Origin of the sequence: Bacillus sp. FSL M8-0350 (assembly GCF_038593345.1) — a bacterium.
Classification (GTDB): Bacteria; Bacillota; Bacilli; order Bacillales; family Bacillaceae; genus Bacillus; species Bacillus safensis.
Map to the genome: position 1 here is coordinate 3,363,827 of NZ_CP151985.1, position 18,663 is coordinate 3,382,489.

General features: G+C 43.8%; 17 protein-coding genes. 5 read left to right on the forward strand and 12 right to left on the reverse strand.

The window, feature by feature from the left end:
• Positions 1–58: 58 nt before the first annotated feature.
• The 11 genes from manA to NSS80_RS17595 form a co-directional block, all read right to left on the reverse strand.
• Complete coding sequence (gene manA / locus NSS80_RS17545) at positions 59–1,009, reverse strand: mannose-6-phosphate isomerase, class I (protein WP_024426280.1); 951 nt, start codon at positions 1,007–1,009, stop codon at positions 59–61.
• A 147-nt stretch (positions 1,010–1,156) separates the two neighbouring features.
• Positions 1,157–1,978, reverse strand: a complete 822-nt coding sequence (locus NSS80_RS17550) for a carbohydrate ABC transporter permease (protein ID WP_046313044.1) — start codon at positions 1,976–1,978, stop codon at positions 1,157–1,159.
• Positions 1,975–2,946, reverse strand: a complete 972-nt coding sequence (locus NSS80_RS17555; protein WP_046313043.1) for a sugar ABC transporter permease — start codon at positions 2,944–2,946, stop codon at positions 1,975–1,977. Before NSS80_RS17555 ends, NSS80_RS17550 begins: the two co-directional genes overlap by 4 nt.
• Positions 2,947–3,002: 56 nt before the next feature.
• Complete coding sequence (locus tag NSS80_RS17560) at positions 3,003–4,268, reverse strand: ABC transporter substrate-binding protein (protein WP_342498357.1); 1,266 nt, start codon at positions 4,266–4,268, stop codon at positions 3,003–3,005.
• A 103-nt stretch (positions 4,269–4,371) separates the two neighbouring features.
• The gene (locus tag NSS80_RS17565) at positions 4,372–5,790 is read right to left on the reverse strand and encodes a response regulator (RefSeq protein ID WP_041115557.1); all 1,419 of its coding nucleotides are present in this window, start codon (positions 5,788–5,790) and stop codon (positions 4,372–4,374) included.
• Positions 5,784–7,226, reverse strand: coding sequence for a sensor histidine kinase (locus NSS80_RS17570; protein ID WP_111926838.1), 1,443 nt, complete (start codon positions 7,224–7,226; stop codon positions 5,784–5,786). The genes NSS80_RS17565 and NSS80_RS17570 overlap by 7 nt, the downstream gene beginning before the upstream one ends.
• Complete coding sequence (locus NSS80_RS17575) at positions 7,223–8,224, reverse strand: sugar-binding protein (RefSeq protein WP_111926840.1); 1,002 nt, start codon at positions 8,222–8,224, stop codon at positions 7,223–7,225. Before NSS80_RS17575 ends, NSS80_RS17570 begins: the two co-directional genes overlap by 4 nt.
• A gap of 69 nt (positions 8,225–8,293) precedes the next feature.
• Complete coding sequence (locus tag NSS80_RS17580) at positions 8,294–8,749, reverse strand: GNAT family N-acetyltransferase (protein ID WP_024423655.1); 456 nt, start codon at positions 8,747–8,749, stop codon at positions 8,294–8,296.
• A gap of 121 nt (positions 8,750–8,870) precedes the next feature.
• Positions 8,871–9,470 (reverse strand): bifunctional 4-hydroxy-2-oxoglutarate aldolase/2-dehydro-3-deoxy-phosphogluconate aldolase, encoded by a 600-nt coding sequence (locus tag NSS80_RS17585; RefSeq protein WP_034624593.1) that lies wholly within the window; start codon positions 9,468–9,470, stop codon positions 8,871–8,873.
• On the reverse strand, positions 9,442–10,458 hold the full coding sequence (locus NSS80_RS17590) for a sugar kinase (protein ID WP_342498358.1): 1,017 nt from the start codon (positions 10,456–10,458) through the stop codon (positions 9,442–9,444). The genes NSS80_RS17585 and NSS80_RS17590 overlap by 29 nt, the downstream gene beginning before the upstream one ends.
• 86 nt (positions 10,459–10,544) lie before the next feature.
• Positions 10,545–11,555, reverse strand: coding sequence for a LacI family DNA-binding transcriptional regulator (locus NSS80_RS17595; protein WP_046313034.1), 1,011 nt, complete (start codon positions 11,553–11,555; stop codon positions 10,545–10,547).
• A 259-nt stretch (positions 11,556–11,814) separates the two neighbouring features.
• On the opposite strand from NSS80_RS17595, the gene kduI reads away from it, so the two are divergent.
• From kduI to NSS80_RS17620, 5 genes are all read left to right on the forward strand, one after another.
• The gene (gene kduI / locus NSS80_RS17600) at positions 11,815–12,642 is read left to right on the forward strand and encodes a 5-dehydro-4-deoxy-D-glucuronate isomerase (RefSeq protein WP_046313033.1); all 828 of its coding nucleotides are present in this window, start codon (positions 11,815–11,817) and stop codon (positions 12,640–12,642) included.
• Between the two features lie 8 nt (positions 12,643–12,650).
• On the forward strand, positions 12,651–13,421 hold the full coding sequence (kduD, locus tag NSS80_RS17605) for a 2-dehydro-3-deoxy-D-gluconate 5-dehydrogenase KduD (protein WP_046313029.1): 771 nt from the start codon (positions 12,651–12,653) through the stop codon (positions 13,419–13,421).
• Positions 13,422–13,524: 103 nt separating this feature from the next.
• A complete protein-coding gene (locus NSS80_RS17610; protein WP_034281156.1) occupies positions 13,525–14,991 on the forward strand; it encodes a spore germination protein in 1,467 nt (488 codons plus the stop codon).
• A 3-nt stretch (positions 14,992–14,994) separates the two neighbouring features.
• Positions 14,995–16,095 (forward strand): GerAB/ArcD/ProY family transporter, encoded by a 1,101-nt coding sequence (locus tag NSS80_RS17615; RefSeq protein ID WP_326135251.1) that lies wholly within the window; start codon positions 14,995–14,997, stop codon positions 16,093–16,095.
• Complete coding sequence (locus NSS80_RS17620; protein WP_326135250.1) at positions 16,092–17,237, forward strand: Ger(x)C family spore germination protein; 1,146 nt, start codon at positions 16,092–16,094, stop codon at positions 17,235–17,237. The genes NSS80_RS17615 and NSS80_RS17620 overlap by 4 nt, the downstream gene beginning before the upstream one ends.
• Positions 17,238–17,250: 13 nt before the next feature.
• Here NSS80_RS17620 and NSS80_RS17625 read toward each other — a convergent pair whose 3' ends face one another.
• Positions 17,251–18,648 (reverse strand): bifunctional glycosyltransferase family 2 protein/class I SAM-dependent methyltransferase, encoded by a 1,398-nt coding sequence (locus NSS80_RS17625; RefSeq protein ID WP_342498359.1) that lies wholly within the window; start codon positions 18,646–18,648, stop codon positions 17,251–17,253.
• Between the last annotated feature and the right edge of the window lie 15 nt (positions 18,649–18,663).

Below are 18,663 nucleotides of genomic sequence, written 5' to 3' on the forward strand. Positions count from 1 at the left end.
TCTTTCAAGTCATTTATGCAATAGAAAAATAGAGGACCCCCTCGAAGTCCTCTTTTCCTTATATATGCGACACAATCAGTTCACAAGATCCTTCAATTGAGAAGCTTCCTGTTTCAGCCGGCAGAATAAAATGAGCGCCCTTTGGCAGTGGATATGTGTGTCCGTCATGCTCTAAAGACCCTTCTCCATGAATCACACTGCATAGCAAAAACGGATAATCCTGCGAAAGCTCTACTTTTTGATCAATTTCCCATTTATACACAGAGAAATATTCTGCTTCGACAAATGTACGAATGGTCACTCCCCGGCGTGTTTCAACTGATTCATCTGCATACCCGTCTACATGAGGAACCGTTGTGACATCAATCGCTTGCGCAAAATGAAGTTCACGTTCATTGCCATCCTGATCTTTTCGTTCATAATCATATACGCGATAAGTTGTATCTGAGCTTTGCTGCGTTTCAAGGACAAGCGTTCCTTCGCAAAGCGCATGAATGGTACCGCTTGGCACATAATAAAAATCACCAGGCTTAATCTTCACCCGCCGCAAAAGACCTTCCCAATCTCCACTATTCATCATGGTGACAAGCTCAGTTCTTGTTCTTGCATTGTGCCCATAGATCATTTCTGCTCCTTCTTTGCAGTCAATGATATACCAGCACTCTGTTTTTCCAAGCTCGCCATTTTCATGTCTTTCCGCATAATCATCATCTGGATGTACTTGCACGGACAAGTCTTGGTTTGCATCTAAAATTTTGGTTAACAGCGGGAAGCGGTCGCCTTCTATCCCCCCGAACAATTCTCTATGATTGTCCCAGAGTTCGATCAGCGTTTTCCCTTTATATGGACCGTCTTGCACGACACTTGGCCCGTTTGGATGAGCAGAAATTGCCCAGCATTCTCCCGTTTGATCAGAAGGAATATCATAGCCAAATTGATCCCTTAAGGCTGTACCTCCCCATATTCTCTCCTTCAATTCAGGCAGTAAAAAAATTGGTGACTGCTTCATTCAGGATGACTCCTCCCTTTGCTACCCTTTGATAATCCTTACCTAGCTTGATGAAAACTAGTAAGTCTCAACTTTTATTATGACGCTATCTAAAGAGAAGTCAATCCTTTCAGTACACCCAATGAAAACGATAACACAAAAAATATTTTACCCTTTGACAGAGCCTGCGAGAAGCCCTTTGATAAAGTATTTTCCAAGAAGTATATAGACGAGCAGGGTCGGCAGCGCAGCCAATATCGCCCCTGCCATTTGGACGTTCCATTGCACAATTTGACTGCCTGATAGATTTTGCAAGGCAACCATCACCGGCTGATGCTCCGCAGTGGTCATCGTGACTGCAAATAAGAATTCATTCCACACATTTGTGAACTGCCAAATGGCCACCACAACAAATCCTGTGATCGAAAGCGGCAGAATCATATGTCTGAAAATCCCGATAAACCCTGCGCCATCCATTTTCGCCGATTCAATCATTTCATCTGGGATGCTCACATAGAAATTTCGGAACATGAGTGTTGTGATCGGAAGCCCATATACGACATGGACAAGCACAAGCCCTGGAATTGAATTATACAATCCGACTTCACGCAAAAATTGAATGAGCGGGATCAGAATACTTTGATATGGAATAAACATCCCAAACAGCATCAGCGTAAAGACGACTTCTGATCCTTTGAAACGCCATTTTGATAATACATAGCCATTCATTGCACCTAATACAGCTGACAATAAAGTAGCAGGAATGACAAGATAAAGAGAATTCATTAAATTGGGCGCCAGCTTTTCAAACGCGATTTGATAGCTTGAAAAATCAAAAGTAGATGGCAGCGACCACATTCGCTCAAGGGTGACTTCACCTAATGGCTTCAAGCTTGTGACGAGCATGACATAAACAGGCATCAGAAAAAAGAGACTGCACAAAATCAATAAAGCATAAAGAACTGGACGGACAAACCATCTGGCTGTCATGATGAAGCCCCCTTCCGGCTCGACAGGAGATATGGCACGATAAAGACCGCAACAGAGATCAGCATGACAACCGCAATGGCGGCACCGCCTGCATAATGGTTTCCTCTAAAGGTCATTTCAAACATATACACGCCCGGAACATCCGTGACAAAGTTCGCACCCGGCCCTGTCATCGAGTAAATCAAATCGAAGATCTTTAAAGAAATGTGAGCCATGATGATGACAACACTTGCAGTAATCGGTTTTAAAAGAGGGAAAATGATTTTCCAGTAAATCTGCCACTCCGTTGCACCATCCATTCTAGCAGCCTCTCTTACTTCCTCTGGAATTCCTCGCAGACCCGCCAAATACATCGCCAGAGAGAAGCCTGTCATTTGCCAAACAGCTGCAATCACAACAGCAATCATGGCCGCAGGTACACCAAACTCAATTTTCCCCCAGACAAATCCGGCCAATATATTCGTATCCGTATACCACTTAGGCTGGATACCAAGCGTTTTCAAAAATAAATTTACCCCAGTTGACGGGTTTAAAATCCATTGCCAGACGACTCCTGTGACAACGAAGGAAAGGGCCATCGGAAAGAAGAATAAATTCCGAAAAAGAGATTCCCCCTTGATCTTCTGATCTAGTAAAATCGCAAGTGCAAGACCAGAGATAATGACAGCCCCAATAAAAAATAAAGTGAAAAAGACCGTGTTTCGAAGATCTGATTGAAAGCGGAAATCTTGAAACAGCATGACATAGTTGCGAAGACCTGCGAAAGAGAAATCAGGAACAAGCGTGGTCCAGTTTGATAATGACACATATCCTGTCCAGCCGATAAAACCGTAAACAAAGATGAATAATAAAACTGCTGACGGGGCTAAAAAGAGCAGCGCCAGCAGCTGGTCTCCATTCCATTTTTTCCGCATACGTTTAACTTTGGGCACAGGTGTTTTTGTCATCGGCGATGTGTCTATGCTCATGAAACTACACTCCTTTTTAAAAAAGAGGCGGTGCCTAGCCGCCGCCTCCTTCGTCTTTATTTCATTGCATCTTTTAAAGATGAAACAAACTGACTGCTGTCTTTTTGTGTCACGAAGATATTGACGGCTTGATTCGCTTTTGTCACAAACCCTTCTTCAGCAGCTGAGCCATGAGCAAGAGACGGCGCCAGTTTTGACTCTTTAAATGCCTTCATCGCCGATTTTCCGTATTCATCATATTTTGATACATCTGCATCCACACGTGCTGGAATCGATCCTTTTAACGGATTAAACGCATCCTGTCCTTCCACAGATCCTAAAACGGATAAGAATTTCTTCACGTTTTCTGGCTGTTTCACACCCTTTGGCAGTCCAAATGTATCGGTGATCACCATAAAGCTTCCTTCCGTTCCAGGAGTCGCCGCGTATCCAAAGTCTTGATTCACCTTCAAATCAAGATCATTCACAAAGTACCCCTTCGCCCAGTCGCCCATGACATTCATTGCCGCTTCTCCTTTTGCCACGAGCTGTGAGGCATCCTGCCAGTTACGTGAACTGTGATCGTCATTGACGTATTCGAGCATACGTCCAAAGATGTCTGCCGCTTCCTTCACTTTTGCGTCATCCATTTTCATCTCGCCAGCCCAAAGTTTTTGATAATCATCTGCACCTAATACACCCAGCAAAACACTTTCAAACAAATGAGTCGCTGCCCAAGGCTCCTTATCTCCAAGTGCAAGTGGTGTGATTCCTTTTTTCTTTAATGCATCTGCTGTTTTGAAAAATTCATCAAATGTCGTTGGCGGCTCTAAGCCTGCATCATCAAATACTTTCTTGTTATACCAAAGCACATTGCCCCTGTGAATGTTCACTGGCACGGAATAGATTTTCCCATCTTTGCTGACAAGATCAATCAGTGATTTTGGAAATTTGTCTTTCCAGCCTTCTTTTTCATATAAATCATCCAGCGGCTCCATTTTGCCTGCCGCGACCCAGCTCTCATTCAGCTCCGCCCCGCCATGCACTTGAAACGTAGCAGGCGGATCATTTCCCTGCATCCGGCTAGTCAGGACAGCCTTTGCATTTGTACCAGCACCACCTGCGACGGCTGCATTTTCAATTGGAATGTCTTTATTCTCCTCTTCAAACAATTGAATGAGTGCCTTCAGCCCGTCTTCCTCACCTGCTCCTGTCCACCAAGAGAAAATTTCGAGCTTTTCCGCTCCGCCTTCTTTTTTTGCCTCTGAATTCGTCGATGAGCTGCAGGCAGTGACGATAAGCATACAGAGTGCCAGCAGTGTAAAGCCTAATTTGAACTTCATAATTGATCCCCCTATCCCCATTTTGTAAGCGTTATCAAAATAAGTATAATGGCAGATCCTTGCTTTTTTTCAGGCAAACTTCTTCACTTTTTTATGAAATTCTTCATTTTTTTACGGCCTGTTTTCGATATTCCTTCGGTGAACAGCCGACCATCTTCTTAAACACACGGCTGACGTAATTAGGATCTGTATATCCTGCCTGAAAGGTAATTTCTTTTAAGCTAAGCGTACTGTCTTTGAGGAGCTTTTTGATTTTATCCAGCCGGCAGGCTGTCACATACTCTTTAAATGTCAGACCCGTCTCGTCTTTAAATCGTTTTGTGAAATAGGTTGGACTTAAATCAACATAAGCGGCCGTTTGCTCAAGTGTGATTTGTTCACAATAATGCGTTTTGATGTAACGTTTTGCCCGCTCGATGTCATTGATGGTCTGTGTTCTCGCTTCATACACGTCAAATAGGTGTTCACAGCACTGGCGGCATTCAGCTGCGGTGCTGATTGTCAATATCGATAGATCTGTACGGAGGCGTGATTTGAAGAGAATCAGCAGTTCTTTTACCTGCGAAATCGCCGCCCCCTCTAATTCAAAGGCATCAAATAAAGCCAGCGCATCCTCTCTTCTCCCTTCCTCGAGCGCCTGCATCATGCTGTCTGCAAGCTCCGGCAGATGAATCAATGGGCGGGGCTTCACTTCTGTTTGGTAAAAGCCATAACGAACAACGCCGCCACTCTTTTTTCGCTGATAATAGGAAAGCTTCGCCTCTGCTGCACTTTTCTGAAGATGAAGCGGGTTTGAGACTGGATGCCCTATGCCAACGACAGGTGAAGGCTGACCGTTTGTCATGGCAGCTCGAATGGCTTGCAGCACCTCTGCCTTTAGCTGACCTGGTCCCTGCTGACTATAAATGAGACATGTAAACAGTTCTCCCCCCATCTGAATCGGCACCGTATGAAATCGTGCAGATTTCTGTAAATCGATCAACAGCTGATCTCCTTCTGTCCGCTGCACAGCAATGATAAGACCTGCTTCATATTCGGAAAATAATTGTTGAAACTCCATTTCGGTATAAGATTGACCGTTCATGACATGCGCTTCAAGCCACTTTGACTGCTGATCGGCCGCTGCCTCCTGCCGTAGAGACGCCTCCTGCTGAATCTCTGCTGCTACAAATCGAATGGCTGCGATGGTTTCATCCTTGTCAGCTGGTTTGACGAGGTATTGTTTCACCCCTTCCTGCATCGCTTGCTTGGCGTAATCGAATGTATCGTAGGCTGTCAGCATAATGAATTTTGTATGAGGACTGCTTGCTTTGATCTGTTTGATCGCTGTCAGTCCATCCATGCCAGGCATCTGAATATCCATGAGCACAAGATGAATGGGCTCAGACTGCACGAATTCAACCGCCTTCTTTCCATTTTCCGCTTCTCCTGCTATATGACACTCTGGAAGCCATTCGGTTAAGAACTTCCGCATCGCTAGCCGTTCTATTTTTTCATCATCGACAATCAGCACGTTCAGCATGCCGGTCCCTCCTTTATCGGAATAGCCAATTGTATGGTGGTGCCTTCGTTTGGCTTTGAATCAATTTGAAGGGCATCTTGCACCCCGTAAAACAAGTGCAGTCTTGACATTACATTTCGAAGACCGATTCCTGTCGAGTGGCCTTTACTCAGTATGTTCGGATCTTCCTCTTCTTTTTCTGACAGCAATCTTCTTTTCTCCTGTTCATTGATGCCCATCCCATTGTCCTGAATCTGAATCATCACATAGCCGCCTTCTTGATAGATCGAGAGCTCAACAAGTCCCTCTTCCTCCTTTGGTTCAACGCCATGAATGAAGGCATTTTCGACAAGCGGCTGTAAGGTAAGACTTGGGATATGCACAGATAAACATGATTCATCGATGGACGTTTTGCACGTAATACGATCGGCAAATCTCGTTTCTTGTATATGAAAATATTCTTTCACCACTTTCACTTCTTGTTCCAATGTAACGGATGTACTAAGAGCAGACAGCGAATACCGCATCAGCGTGGAAACGGATTGAATCAACCTCGATGTGGCTTCTGCTGATTCTAAGTAAGCCATCCGTGAAACGATGTTTAATGTGTTAAATAAAAAATGCGGGTTCATTTGGTTTTGCAGCGTTTTTAGCTTCATGTCTTTGATTTTTTGATCTAATGCTGCCTTTTGTTTGATCTCTTCAATCATCATTTTCATCTCTTGCCGCATTCGCTGAAAGGCTTCATTTAAAACAGAGATTTCATCCTTTGTGGTAACATGCAAATTCGCTCCATCAAAATTTCCTTCTGATACTTCTTTTACACTTCGGGACAGATGAACGATGGGTCTTGAGATCCCGCCAGCAATCATATACGCCATCCATAAGGCGACCCCGATTGATAACGTAAACAGGCATAAGGTAAAGAGACCATAGGTTTGATGCCTTTTTTGAAGAGATTGATAGAGTATCTGATACTCAGATAATTCATCATCAAGCAGGGTCATCGTCTGCTCTTGTATATAGGAGGAGACGGTTCTCACTTCCTTCACACTTGCAGCATATTCTTCGATTTTCCCTGCTTTCACATGTGTCATGGTCGCATCACTTTCATTGATGAGCGTCCGCATCATATATTGATATTTTTCAATAGAAGGAATTGCCGCATGAAGACCGGCATCCTTTCGCAGCGCTTGATCGTATGATTTCATTTTCTGTTTTGACGTAAGATATTCTTTGGCAAACTTCTGATCCTTTTCAATGGCATAGGCATTGACCTTTTCATACATCGTTTTCGCCTCTGTTGATATATCATTGAGCAGGAGAAAAGAACGGAAGCTCCGGCTATATTCTGATGTGATTTTTGAACTGCTCCAGTAGACAAAAAAAGCGGCTACGTTGCCAAGAAGCACAAGGATTAAAAATGCTAATAACAGCTTACTTCGAATCTTTCTCATGGCTGCATCCCCTGCTTTCTGTCTGTTTGCTGAAGAGGCAGATCCCCGCGCCGGATCACACTCGTTCCCGTGTACTGGAGCGGTTCTTCTTTTTCACCTTTCTGCAAACGAACAAGCGATTCAACCGCTTGATAGCCCATTTCATAAGGATGCTGCACGACGACGGCATCAATTGTCCCATCATCAAGCGCCTGAATCGTATCAGGCAATGTGTCAAATGCAAGCACATAAAAATCAGTGGATGATCGATACTGTGCAATTGCTTGGATGATGCCTGCACCATCTAATGCACTTGTGCCATAAAATGAAGTGAGCTTTGCATGATCGTTTAATAGTTTATAAGCGGCACCTGAGGCACCTGACTTCGTAATGGCTGATTCTTCTATTCCAGCAATATGAATGCGTTTTTCAGCAGAGACGGCATCTCGAAAGCCTTTGACACGCAGCTTTTGATGAATGGCATCCAGCCTGCCTGTGACAATTCCTACATACTGTTCACCTTTTGTATCTGCGATGAGTGCCTGTCCTGCGATAAAGCCTGAATAGTAATTGTCCGTCCCTACATACACTTGACGCTTGCTCCCCTCTGCATCTGTATCGACGGTGACAACATCAATGCCTTTTTCCCTCGCCTTCTGAAAAAGCGGTTTGTATTTCTTCGCATCAAGTCCCTGCGTCATAATGCCATCAACATGCCCAGCGATCGCCATATCAATGGTTTTCAGATGATCGTCTACATCCGCCTGTTTTGGGCCCAAATATTCTAGATACACGTGATGAACGTCTGCCGCATCCGCAGCTCCCTTTTGTACAAGCTGCCAATATTCGTTATCAAGTTCCTCCGGTACAAGGACAAAATGGTATTGATACGTTGACTCCGCTTTTTCGGAAACGCTTTCAATTTTAAATAAATCTTGACCTAATAACGTTAAGAAGATGACAGATACCACACAAAATGTGAAAAATGCGCCCATTCCAATCCACTTAGATAATCTCACCGTGTCCTCCTCCTTCCCACTATTTCCGCATAAAAAAAAGAGCTGCTTATAAGCATACTCTCTCAACCTCTATAATTCCTTTGTCATAAATAAACTGTTTGGATCTTCTTGATATGTACCAAAAGGCGGACAATACTGAAATCCAGCGCTCTCATATAGTTTTCTTGCTGGTTCAAAGAAAGCCATTGCCCCTGTCTCTAAGCTGACACGTGTATACCCGCGCCGTTTTGCCTCTTGGAGAAGATGATTCAGCATATACCTCGCTACACCTTTTCGCATATGGAGGGCTGCGGTTCTCATCGATTTGATTTCCCCATGTTCACTTGACAGTTCCTTTAACGCTCCGCAGCCAAGAAGCTCCTCTCCATCTCGCACACTCCACACGGTGACATCCTGTTTTTTTAAATCAGTTAATGGAAGGGCATGAATGCTTTCTGGCGGCGAATGCTCCTTCATCTCTTCTATATGTGCGGTGATCAGCTGGTCAATTCGTCCATCTGTAAGTTCATCTTGTAGAATGTACATTTTCAATCACTCCTTCACGAACATTGTACGTGAAGAGTTGAATGTTTACCTTCTGTTATGTCAGATAAACGAACAAACAACCGGCATCAACGAGCCAGTTGTTTGTTCGTTTGACAAGTATTTATGAAGAAAGAACTGCTTGTAATTCCTCTGCTGTACTGCTTTCAAGCTGACTTCCGACACCGACAGCCACCGCACCTGCTTTGAGCCACTTTGGAACATCAGCTGGATGAATGCCGCCCGTAGGGATAAATTCAATCTCTGGAAATGGACCTTGCAGGTTTTTCATATAGGATAAACCGAAGGAGCCGCTTGGAAAAAGCTTGAGCAAGCAGTAGCCATCTGCTTTCGCCTGCATGATTTCACTTGGGGTGAGGACACCTGGTACATAGAGTGTGTCGTAAAATGAGAGATGTTCACCAATCATAGGAAGATATCCTGGGCTAACGATAAACTGTGAGCCTGCCTCAATGGCTGATTGTGCCTGCTCCAGCGTCGTAATTGTTCCCGCTCCTACAATGAGGTCCTGCTCCTGCTGGAAGGATGCGATGATGCGTTCAGCATTTGGCGTAGTATACGTTACTTCAATGGCACGAACCCCTTTTTTCTTTAAACGCTCAATCATTTCAATGCCTTCTGCTTCACTACCTGCTCTTACCACTGCAATTAATTTACAAGACGCTAGCTGCTTTTTAACGCTCAAACTTGCTGACTTTTCCATATCTCTCATCCCCTTTCATGTACTCCCGCCTTTGATATCGCTTGGCTTCTTTCATAAAAGCCTGAAGCTCCTTCCGGGTAGGCAGTCCGTCCTTATCGCCAGGTGACATCACTGCAAGTGCACCGACCGCATTGCCTCTTGTCACAGATTTTTCATCTGATAAGCCGTCAAGCAAGCCGCTGATGACCCCCACTGCAAATCCATCACCAGCTCCAACTGTGTCTACGACATCCTGCACATAAAATCCATTCACAATCCCCTGACCGGCTGCACTTTTATAAAAGGCACCTTCTGCCCCTAGCTTAATGACCACTAGCTTGACACCTTTTTGCAAATAAACATCTGCAATCTCTTCTGGCTCGTGACAACCCGTGAGCCTTTGCCCTTCTGCAAGCCCTGGAAAAAACCAATCCACTTGCGAAGCGATATGATTCACCGTATGAATCATATCTTCCTCCTCTTCCCATAGCTGAAGCCGTAGGTTTGGATCAAATGAAATGGTTTTGCCCGCTTCCTTCATTTCTTGAAGAGCACGAAAAGAAAACGTTCTCATTTCACTGGATAGGGCAGGCGGAATACCAGTCATATGAAGGTGGCCTGCCTGTTTGAAATAAGCGGCGGGAAAGTCGCTTGGACTCATTGTGCTCGCAGCAGATCCTTTCCGATAATACGTGACGTCAGGGTCTCCTTCCTTCACTTTTGATTTAAGTAAGATTCCCGTTTGAGATCCATCATTTGAACGGAGCACTGCACTTGTATCGACCCCTTCTTTTTGAAGCTCTTCTAAAATGAATGTGCCAAGTGAATCTGCTCCGACTTTGCTCATCCATCCCACATGAAAGCCCAGCCTCGCCAAGCCGACAGCCACGTTACTCTCTGCACCAGCAAGCGCCTTTTGAAATGTATGCACTTGATGAAGCTCTCCAACTTCTTTTGCATAAAACATCGCCATTGATTCCCCAAATGTGACCGCATCCAACGCTTTCACTCATTTCTCCCCTTTCTTGGTACCGGTTTCAAATCAGTTGAAAAAGAGAGAGCATGCACGTATGTATACTCTTCTCTGCCTCTCATTTATAAAGATTTCCTCATAATGATTTCTCCATCAAGCTGAATCGTTTGGGGCGCACTTTCATCCCCTTCTAGCCGCGTCTTGATTTTTTGCATGGCTGCTTTCCCCATTTCATGAGATGGCTGGGCAACCGTTGTGATTCCAGGTCCAATCAGCTTATACCATTCTGTATCATCAAACCCTGCAATGCCTATCTCTTTAGGAATCTTCACCCCAAGCTCTACAAGTTCACTAATCAGCTTCAGCATGAGTAATCCATTACCGGCTAAAATCGCTTTTTTCTGTTCGTTTGATTGTAAAAAACGGACAATCTCTTCGCGCATTTGTTCCTTTTGCTTTAAATCAATCTCTGCAATGATCGGCTTCTTCTGTTTACTCAAAGCTGTCTGTTCATATGCTTCCTTTCGTTCTTCACGAGGGCTGATTCCATCGACAGGCTCAGTAAAGAAAGCGATATGATCATAGCCTTTCTCATACATTTGTTGAAGCAGCCGGATGGTGATATCACGGTTATTCGTGGTCACTGTGTCGACTTTCAGTTCAGGCAGCTTCCGGTCCACAAGAACAATCGGCACACCATTTTTCTGAAAATCCTCCAGAATGTCATTGTTCTGTCCTGTCGTATTGATGATGAGCCCTTCAATATAATGTGCATTCAGCTTTAGGAGCATTTCCCGTTCTTTTTCTGGACGATTATCTGTGTTGCACACCATAATGCTGTATCCATATTCATCACAAATCTCTTCGACCCCGCGAAGTGTTGCCACAGAGAATGGATTCGTAATGTCGGCTACAATAAACCCAATGACCTTGCTTTTTCTGACTTTCAATCCTTGAGCAAGCTGACTCGGACGATAATGGAGTTCCTCAATGGCTTTCTTGATTTTTTTTACCTTTTCTGAAGAAATTTCATTTGTTCTGCCATTGATATATCTGGATACAGTTGATTTTGAGACCCCTGCATAAGCTGCAACTTCATTAATGGTGACTTTCGTTTGCTTTTTCTCTTTCATTCAAAAAAACTCCCACAATTGATCTTCTCATTTGGTTCGAAACCGATTTCAAATAAACTTAAAAAAAGCATATCATAATTGAATGCATTTCAGAAGATTTTTTTGCATGATGATGGCAAAAATTTGTCTAACCAGAGAAAAAGAAAGCGATTTCAAATTAACGGTTGACGGCGCTCTCTTTTTCCTCTAGAATTTTCCTTGAAACCGATACCAAATAAATATCAATATTTGTTTCAGATGGAAAGGGAGGCTTATCCAAATGGAAAATCGTTATGCTGTACATCCTGAGCAGGTCAAACGTTTTACAACAGAGGAACTTCGTCGTCATTTTCATATTCCTACGCTGTTTGTCAGTGGTGAATTAAAGCTCTATTACTCGCATGAGGACCGCGTGGTGATTGGCGGAGCCATGCCGGCAGCAGAGCCGATCACACTAGATGCCGGAGACTTTTTACGGACGGAGTATTTTCTTGAAAGACGAGAAATCGGGATTGTAAATGTCGGCGGACAAGGAACGGTCACTGTTGATGGTGAGGCCTTTGTGCTGGAGCATAAAGATTTCTTATATATTGGTCTTGGTCACGAAGATGTACAGTTCGCTAGTTCATCAGGCGAGCAGGCCAAGTTCTATTTAGTATCAGCCACGGCTCACAGGGCGTATCCTACGCAAAAAGCAGCCATCGCTGAATTAACACCAAACCACTTAGGGGAAGCAGCTGCTTCCAACGTTCGAAACCTGTATCAAGTCATCCATGCAGACGGCATCCAAAGCTGTCAGCTCATGATGGGCATCACTCAGCTTGAAACCAATAACACATGGAACACGATGCCCGCTCACATTCATGATCGCCGGATGGAAGTGTACTTATATCTTGATATCGAAGAGGATGCACGGGTCTTTCATTTTATGGGGGAGCCATCTGAAACAAGACATCTTGTTGTGGGAAATGAGGAAGCAGTCATTTCACCTGCCTGGTCCATTCATTCAGGCTCAGGTACAGCGAATTACTCATTTATTTGGGCAATGGCGGGAGAAAACTATACATTCAAAGATATGGACTTTGTTCCAATGGATCAGCTGAGGTAACGAAAGTGATGACAACTTCATATGCAGCGTCCCTCTTTTCCCTTGAAGGAAAAACAGCCCTTGTGACAGGCCCTGGAACCGGTATTGGGCAAGGCATTGCCGTGGCGCTTGCCAAATCAGGAGCAGATATCATCGGCACATATCACCATACACCGCTTGAAGAAACAAAGGCACTTGTCGAACAGGCAGGCCGATCATTTCATGCGGTTCAGGTTGACTTTTCTAACCCTCAGTCTGCAAAACAGGCTGTCGACGCCATATTAAAGAAGCATACGATTGATATTTTAATCAATAATGCTGGAACAATCAAAAGAGAGCAGGCGGCTCACTATTCAGAGGAAGATTGGCATACGGTCATGGATGTGAATATCAACAGTCTCTTTTTCCTCACACAAAAGATTGGACAGCAGATGCTGAAAAATGGGCAAGGGAAAATCGTCAATATCGCCTCCCTTCTATCGTTTCAAGGCGGCGTCTTTGTCCCTGCTTATACAGCAAGTAAGCATGCTGTCGCAGGGCTGACGAAAGCTTTTGCCAACGAATGGGCGAGCCAGCATATTCAAGTGAATGCGATTGCGCCTGGGTATATTGCGACCAATAACACACAAGCCATTCGTGACGACGAAAATCGAAATGAAGAGATTCTGAAACGAATTCCAGCCGGGCGCTGGGGAAAACCTGAGGATCTAGCCGGTGCGGCTGTTTTCCTTAGCTCACCAGCTTCTGATTATATGAACGGCCACATTTTAGCTGTTGATGGCGGCTGGCTTGCAAGATAAATATACGAGAGAATTCCTATTAGGGGATTCTCTTTTTTCTATTTGCATAATTCTCCACCTTCCGAGTCACTCTATAAAAAACATGTGATGAGGGTGAGGTATTATGAAAAGTCGTATTGAACAAGATATAGCGTCCGTCATTAAGCGTGTCAAAAGCTTTGCCGGAAGAAGTGATGATATCGTGTTCCACTCTTTTTCATTTGGTCCTTCCACTATTTCTGCATGTCTCGTGTACGTTGAAGGACTCACAGAATTTGAGATGCTTTCTAAGCAAATCATTTCACCTATGCAAAAGGAACTCGACATCACCGAGGTTGGTTCTGCTACACTTTCCTCCCTTTCAAAAACGTTCTTTGGCATTCAAAGTGATGTGCTGGATGATATGAACCTTGCCATCGAGCAGTTATATAGCGGCAGGGCTATTTTATTTGTAGATGGAGCGGCTCAAGCGCTTGCGCTCCATACGAATCTTTTTCAATTTAGAGAAGTAGAAGAGCCGCAATCTGAAGTTCTTGTAAGAGGACCGCGGATCGGATTTATTGAGAATCTTGAAAAAAACACGGCTTTACTCCGTGAGCGGGCAAACGATCCTCACCTTGTGATTCAAAAGGTGAGTATAGGTACTCGAAATAAAAAATCCGCTGCTCTTGTGTATGTTCGTGATATTGCTGATCCTAAACTAGTAGAAGATGTGCTATCACGCATGACCGAAATCAAGATGGATGATATCCCTGAAACCGGCTATATTGAACAGCTGATTGAGGACAGTCACATCTCCATTTTTCCACAGATTCAAAACACAGAACGTCCTGACCGGGTGATAGCATCTGTGCTTGAAGGAAAAGTCTCCATTTTGCTCGATGGGACTCCTTTTGCCCTTATTTTACCTATGACACTTACAGCTTTAATGCAATCTCCGGAAGATTATTATCAGAGGTGGACAAGCGCGACTCTTTTGCGTTTACTTCGTTATATTGCCGTGCTCCTCACGATTTTTTTACCCGGGCTTTACATTGCACTTGTCTCTTATCATCCCGGTTTATTACCGACAAGAATGGCACTCACCATCGCAGGCAGCAGGCAGAATGTTCCCTTCCCTCCTGTTGTCGAAGCCATTCTCATGTCTTTTACGATAGAGCTGCTGCGTGAAGCTGGACTACGGCTTCCAAGAGCCATCGGACAGACAATTGGGCTCATTGGCGGCGTAATTATTGGTCAAGCAGCTGTCCAAGCCAATATCGTCAGTGCCTTAATGGTGATTATTGTGTCACTGACTGCATTGGCTGACTTCACGGCACCGTCATATGACTTTAGTTTTCCACTGCGTATTTTGCGGTTTATGGCGATATTTAGTTCAGCATTGTTTGGATTATACGGCTTAATCATGTGTTATTTATTTGTGCTTTGTCACTTGATGCAATTAAAGACCTTTGGTTTTGACTATTTCACACCAGTGTTGTCTTCACCGTTTTCAGATCTAAAGGATACGTACGTTCGTTTACCAATCGGGCTATTTAAATCCAGACCAAAAACAGCAAAAATAAAAAATCTCAAAAGACAAGGAGATTAAACGATGTACAGACCTGAAAGGCTATCATTGTTACAAGTCACCATCCTCTGCAGCTCTACAATGATAGGCGCTGGAATTTTAACCATTCCACGCAGTTCTGCCAATTCAGGATACCCTGATGGCTGGATCATTGTATTAATACAGGGAGTCATCTTTGCTTTCGTTGCTTTTTTGTTGGGGTGGATTGCCGAAAAGAATGCACCAGACACCATTTTTGAGTCAAATACAAAAGGAGCAGGGGCATTCTTCGGGACGATCTTTAATTTAATGCTGGTCGCCTATTTACTAGGCATTGTCGGCTTTGAGGCACGTGTTCTCGGCGAAGTGGTCCAGTTTTTCCTCCTGCAATCGACTCCCATGGCAGTGATTGTAATGATTTTTCTACTTGTGGCGATCTATCATTTGAAAAGCGGTATCTTTCCAGTTGTCAAAATGGTGACCTATATTTATCCAATCACCATGGTCATTTACATAGCGCTCATGCTGTTTTGTTTGAAAATATTTGATTTTGATTATTTGCGTCCTGTGATGGCGCATGGTTTTAAAGATTTTAGTAAACTGTTCTCTCAAACCTTTATTCAATTTACAGGCTTTGAAGTGATTTTGTTTGTCGTGCCACTCATTTATAAAGACAAATGGTCGAAGGCAAAATGGGCAGCTGCCATCGGCGTTGGCATTACGTCTCTCGTGTACTCCCTCACACTTTTTATTGTGATTGGCTCCATGACCGTGGGTGAAACGAAATCTCTCACCTGGCCGACGGTGTCCCTCATTCAAGCGCTTGAAATTGAAGGGGTGTTTATCGAACGATTTGATATTTTCTTACTGACGATCTGGACGTGTCAGCAGTTCATTTGTATGCTGGGATTTTTCCAGTTTGCGATTAAAGGCTGTTTCACCGTTTTTAAAACAACCAATTTAACGAGACTGTTATGGCTGCTATTTTTGATTACATCAGCCCTCTCACTTTTCCCTAAAAATATTAATGAAGTCTTTTACTATTCTACTTTACTCGGCTACGCATTGTTCGCGGTTTTAGCCATTCCTTTTATTACAGCTGCCCTGCTGATGATACGCAAAAAATGGGGAGGTCGTTCTGCATGAGAGGAAGACGTGTACTTTTATTCTTTTTATCCTGCTTTCTTTTCCTTCTATCAGCAGGCTGCTGGGACTTAAAGGATATTGAAAAACTATCGTTTGTACGCGGTGTTGGCATTGATGAACAAGATGAGAATGGAGTTAAGCTGACCTATCAAAACCTTGTACCGAAAACAGGCGGAACACAAGAAGCCGATTCTCCCGGCTATGTGAATGTCGTCTCGAAGGGAAAAAATGTGCTGGAGGCTGTCAGTAATGTCGCCTTGAAGGACCCGCCGATCTATAGTGATCACCTGAAAATCTTCTTGTTCGGCAAAACCCAGGCGGAGCATCACGATATTCAAGGAACACTCAATCATTTTATTCGAGATGATGAGGTTCGGCGCAGCAGCTATCTCCTCGTGTCACGAGGTGATGCGTCAAAAGTCATCAATCAAAAATTGAAATCACAGCAAAAGGTTCCGGTTGAACATATCTTCGAAACATCCAAAAACCGAAGCTTTAACGGGAAGATCGCACTGCCAACACGTATTGGCCGGGCATCTGATTATTTTCAGATGGGCATTAGCTTCCTTGTACAAAGTGTAGATGCGGTAGACGGTGAACTTATTTATGATGGGGCAGGTATCATTCACGGAAAAACAAGAAAGCTGATCGGTTTCATCTCTGCACAGGATGTACAATATTTAAACTGGGTGATGGACCGTATCTCAGGCGGCGTTGTACCTGCCACCTATAAAGGCTTTCCGATTACGTATGAAATTAAGAAAGCCAAAACCAAGATTGAACCCTACCTGAAAGACGGAAAGGTTTCATTTAACGTTAGTGTACAAACAAATGGAAAATTGTCAGAGGATCAATATCCCCCGGAAAACTCATACGATGAACAGTACATTAAACGATTTGAGAAGATTTTTTCTCATAAAATTAAAGAGCGCATACAAAAAACGGTCAGTCATATGCAACATGAAGTAGGTGTTGATCCTATTTTTTTTAGCCGGCAGTTTCGTATTAAGTATCCTGAATATTGGGATCAGCATCGAGATGAATGGGACAAACTATTTCAAGAAGCAGACATAACGTATGACATCAAAGTGAGCATCTTGAACTTTGGTGCAGAAGGTGCAACGAAAAGCTTCAAATGGTAATACAAAAAGGCGGTTATCCCAAAAGAGAGCCGCCTTTTTTACGTACGACAATGAGAAGCTGATACAAAGACACTTGATCAGACAACGCTTTTGTTTGAAAGCCAAGTGATGCTCCTATCCTCGCCACCTCGTCAAAAAACAATTGGACGTTTTGATCAATCTGTACATTGATCCGCTGCTCGATCACGCGTTCAAATAATTGGTCTGGGAAAAGCGCACGCATGGTGTTTGGTGTGAAAAACCGTATATGGGTTCGGTCTAAGATTCCTACATCTTGATAAGTAAAATCACCTGTCATTAAAGGAAGAAGCACCTCTGCATGCATCATGTTAGGCAGGCAGCAAATGATGACGCCGCCTGGCTTTAAAGAGGCGTGCGCTTGCTCAATGATGTGCCAAGGATCTGACACATGCTCTAAAACATCCGAAAAAATGACCGCATCAAAAAAGGCCTCTTTTTCTGACCATGGGTATTCATCTGCATTTGCCTCGATGACTTCTTCATAATACGCCTTTGCGACCGCTGCTTTTAATGTATCTGCCTCTACCCCGTACATGTGTACAGACTGCCGATTCATCAGTTCAAGCCCAGTTGCGCCAGCTCCGCACCCAACATCCAGCACGTGTGCAGCGTCCTCAGGGAGTAATTCCGCAAAATACGGATGAGGAGTGATCAAATTTAGATCTATGCCCCACTTATCTAAAAATCGAAGTCTATTCTCAGTAAACAGTGTAGAGATGTTCGTATCTTGATTGGCATTGAAGGTAGCATGACCATGATGATGCACAAAGGAATCATGCACAATTTGCAGCTGATATCCTTTTAATAATGACCGCAAACATAGATCGTCATCCTCAAATGATCCATATACAAACCGCTCATCAAATAATCCCACATCCTCGATCAGCTTTCTTTTCACGAGCAAGCAAAACCCTACAAGCCGGTGCACATAAGTTCTCTGACCTTTTCTCTTAGACGTATACTCCTTAGCAAAGGCTGGGAGCTCCTTCACATCTGTATACGATGGCTGGACCATCTGAGGGCCGCTTACATAATTAGAGACGGGCCCCACCATCCCAATCTGTTCTGAAGCCAATAGCGCCTCTTTTAATGGAGGAAGCCAATTTTCCGTCACGATCGTGTCATTATTTAAAAAGAGAATGCTGTCTCCTGAAGCTTTTTTTGCCCCTTGATTACATCCCTTTGCAAAACCTTCATTCTCTTCATTATCAATGAAAATCACATCATCCAGCTCTCTTACATATTCCTTCGTGCCATCAGTTGACGCATTATCGACGACGATGAGTTCATATTGGCCGCTGTTCGTATGCTGTTTAATGCTCTCGATACATGTTTTCGTCAAATGCAGTTCATTGTACGTCAGCATGACAATGCTTGTTTTCCCTTTCATCTCATTTCCACCTTT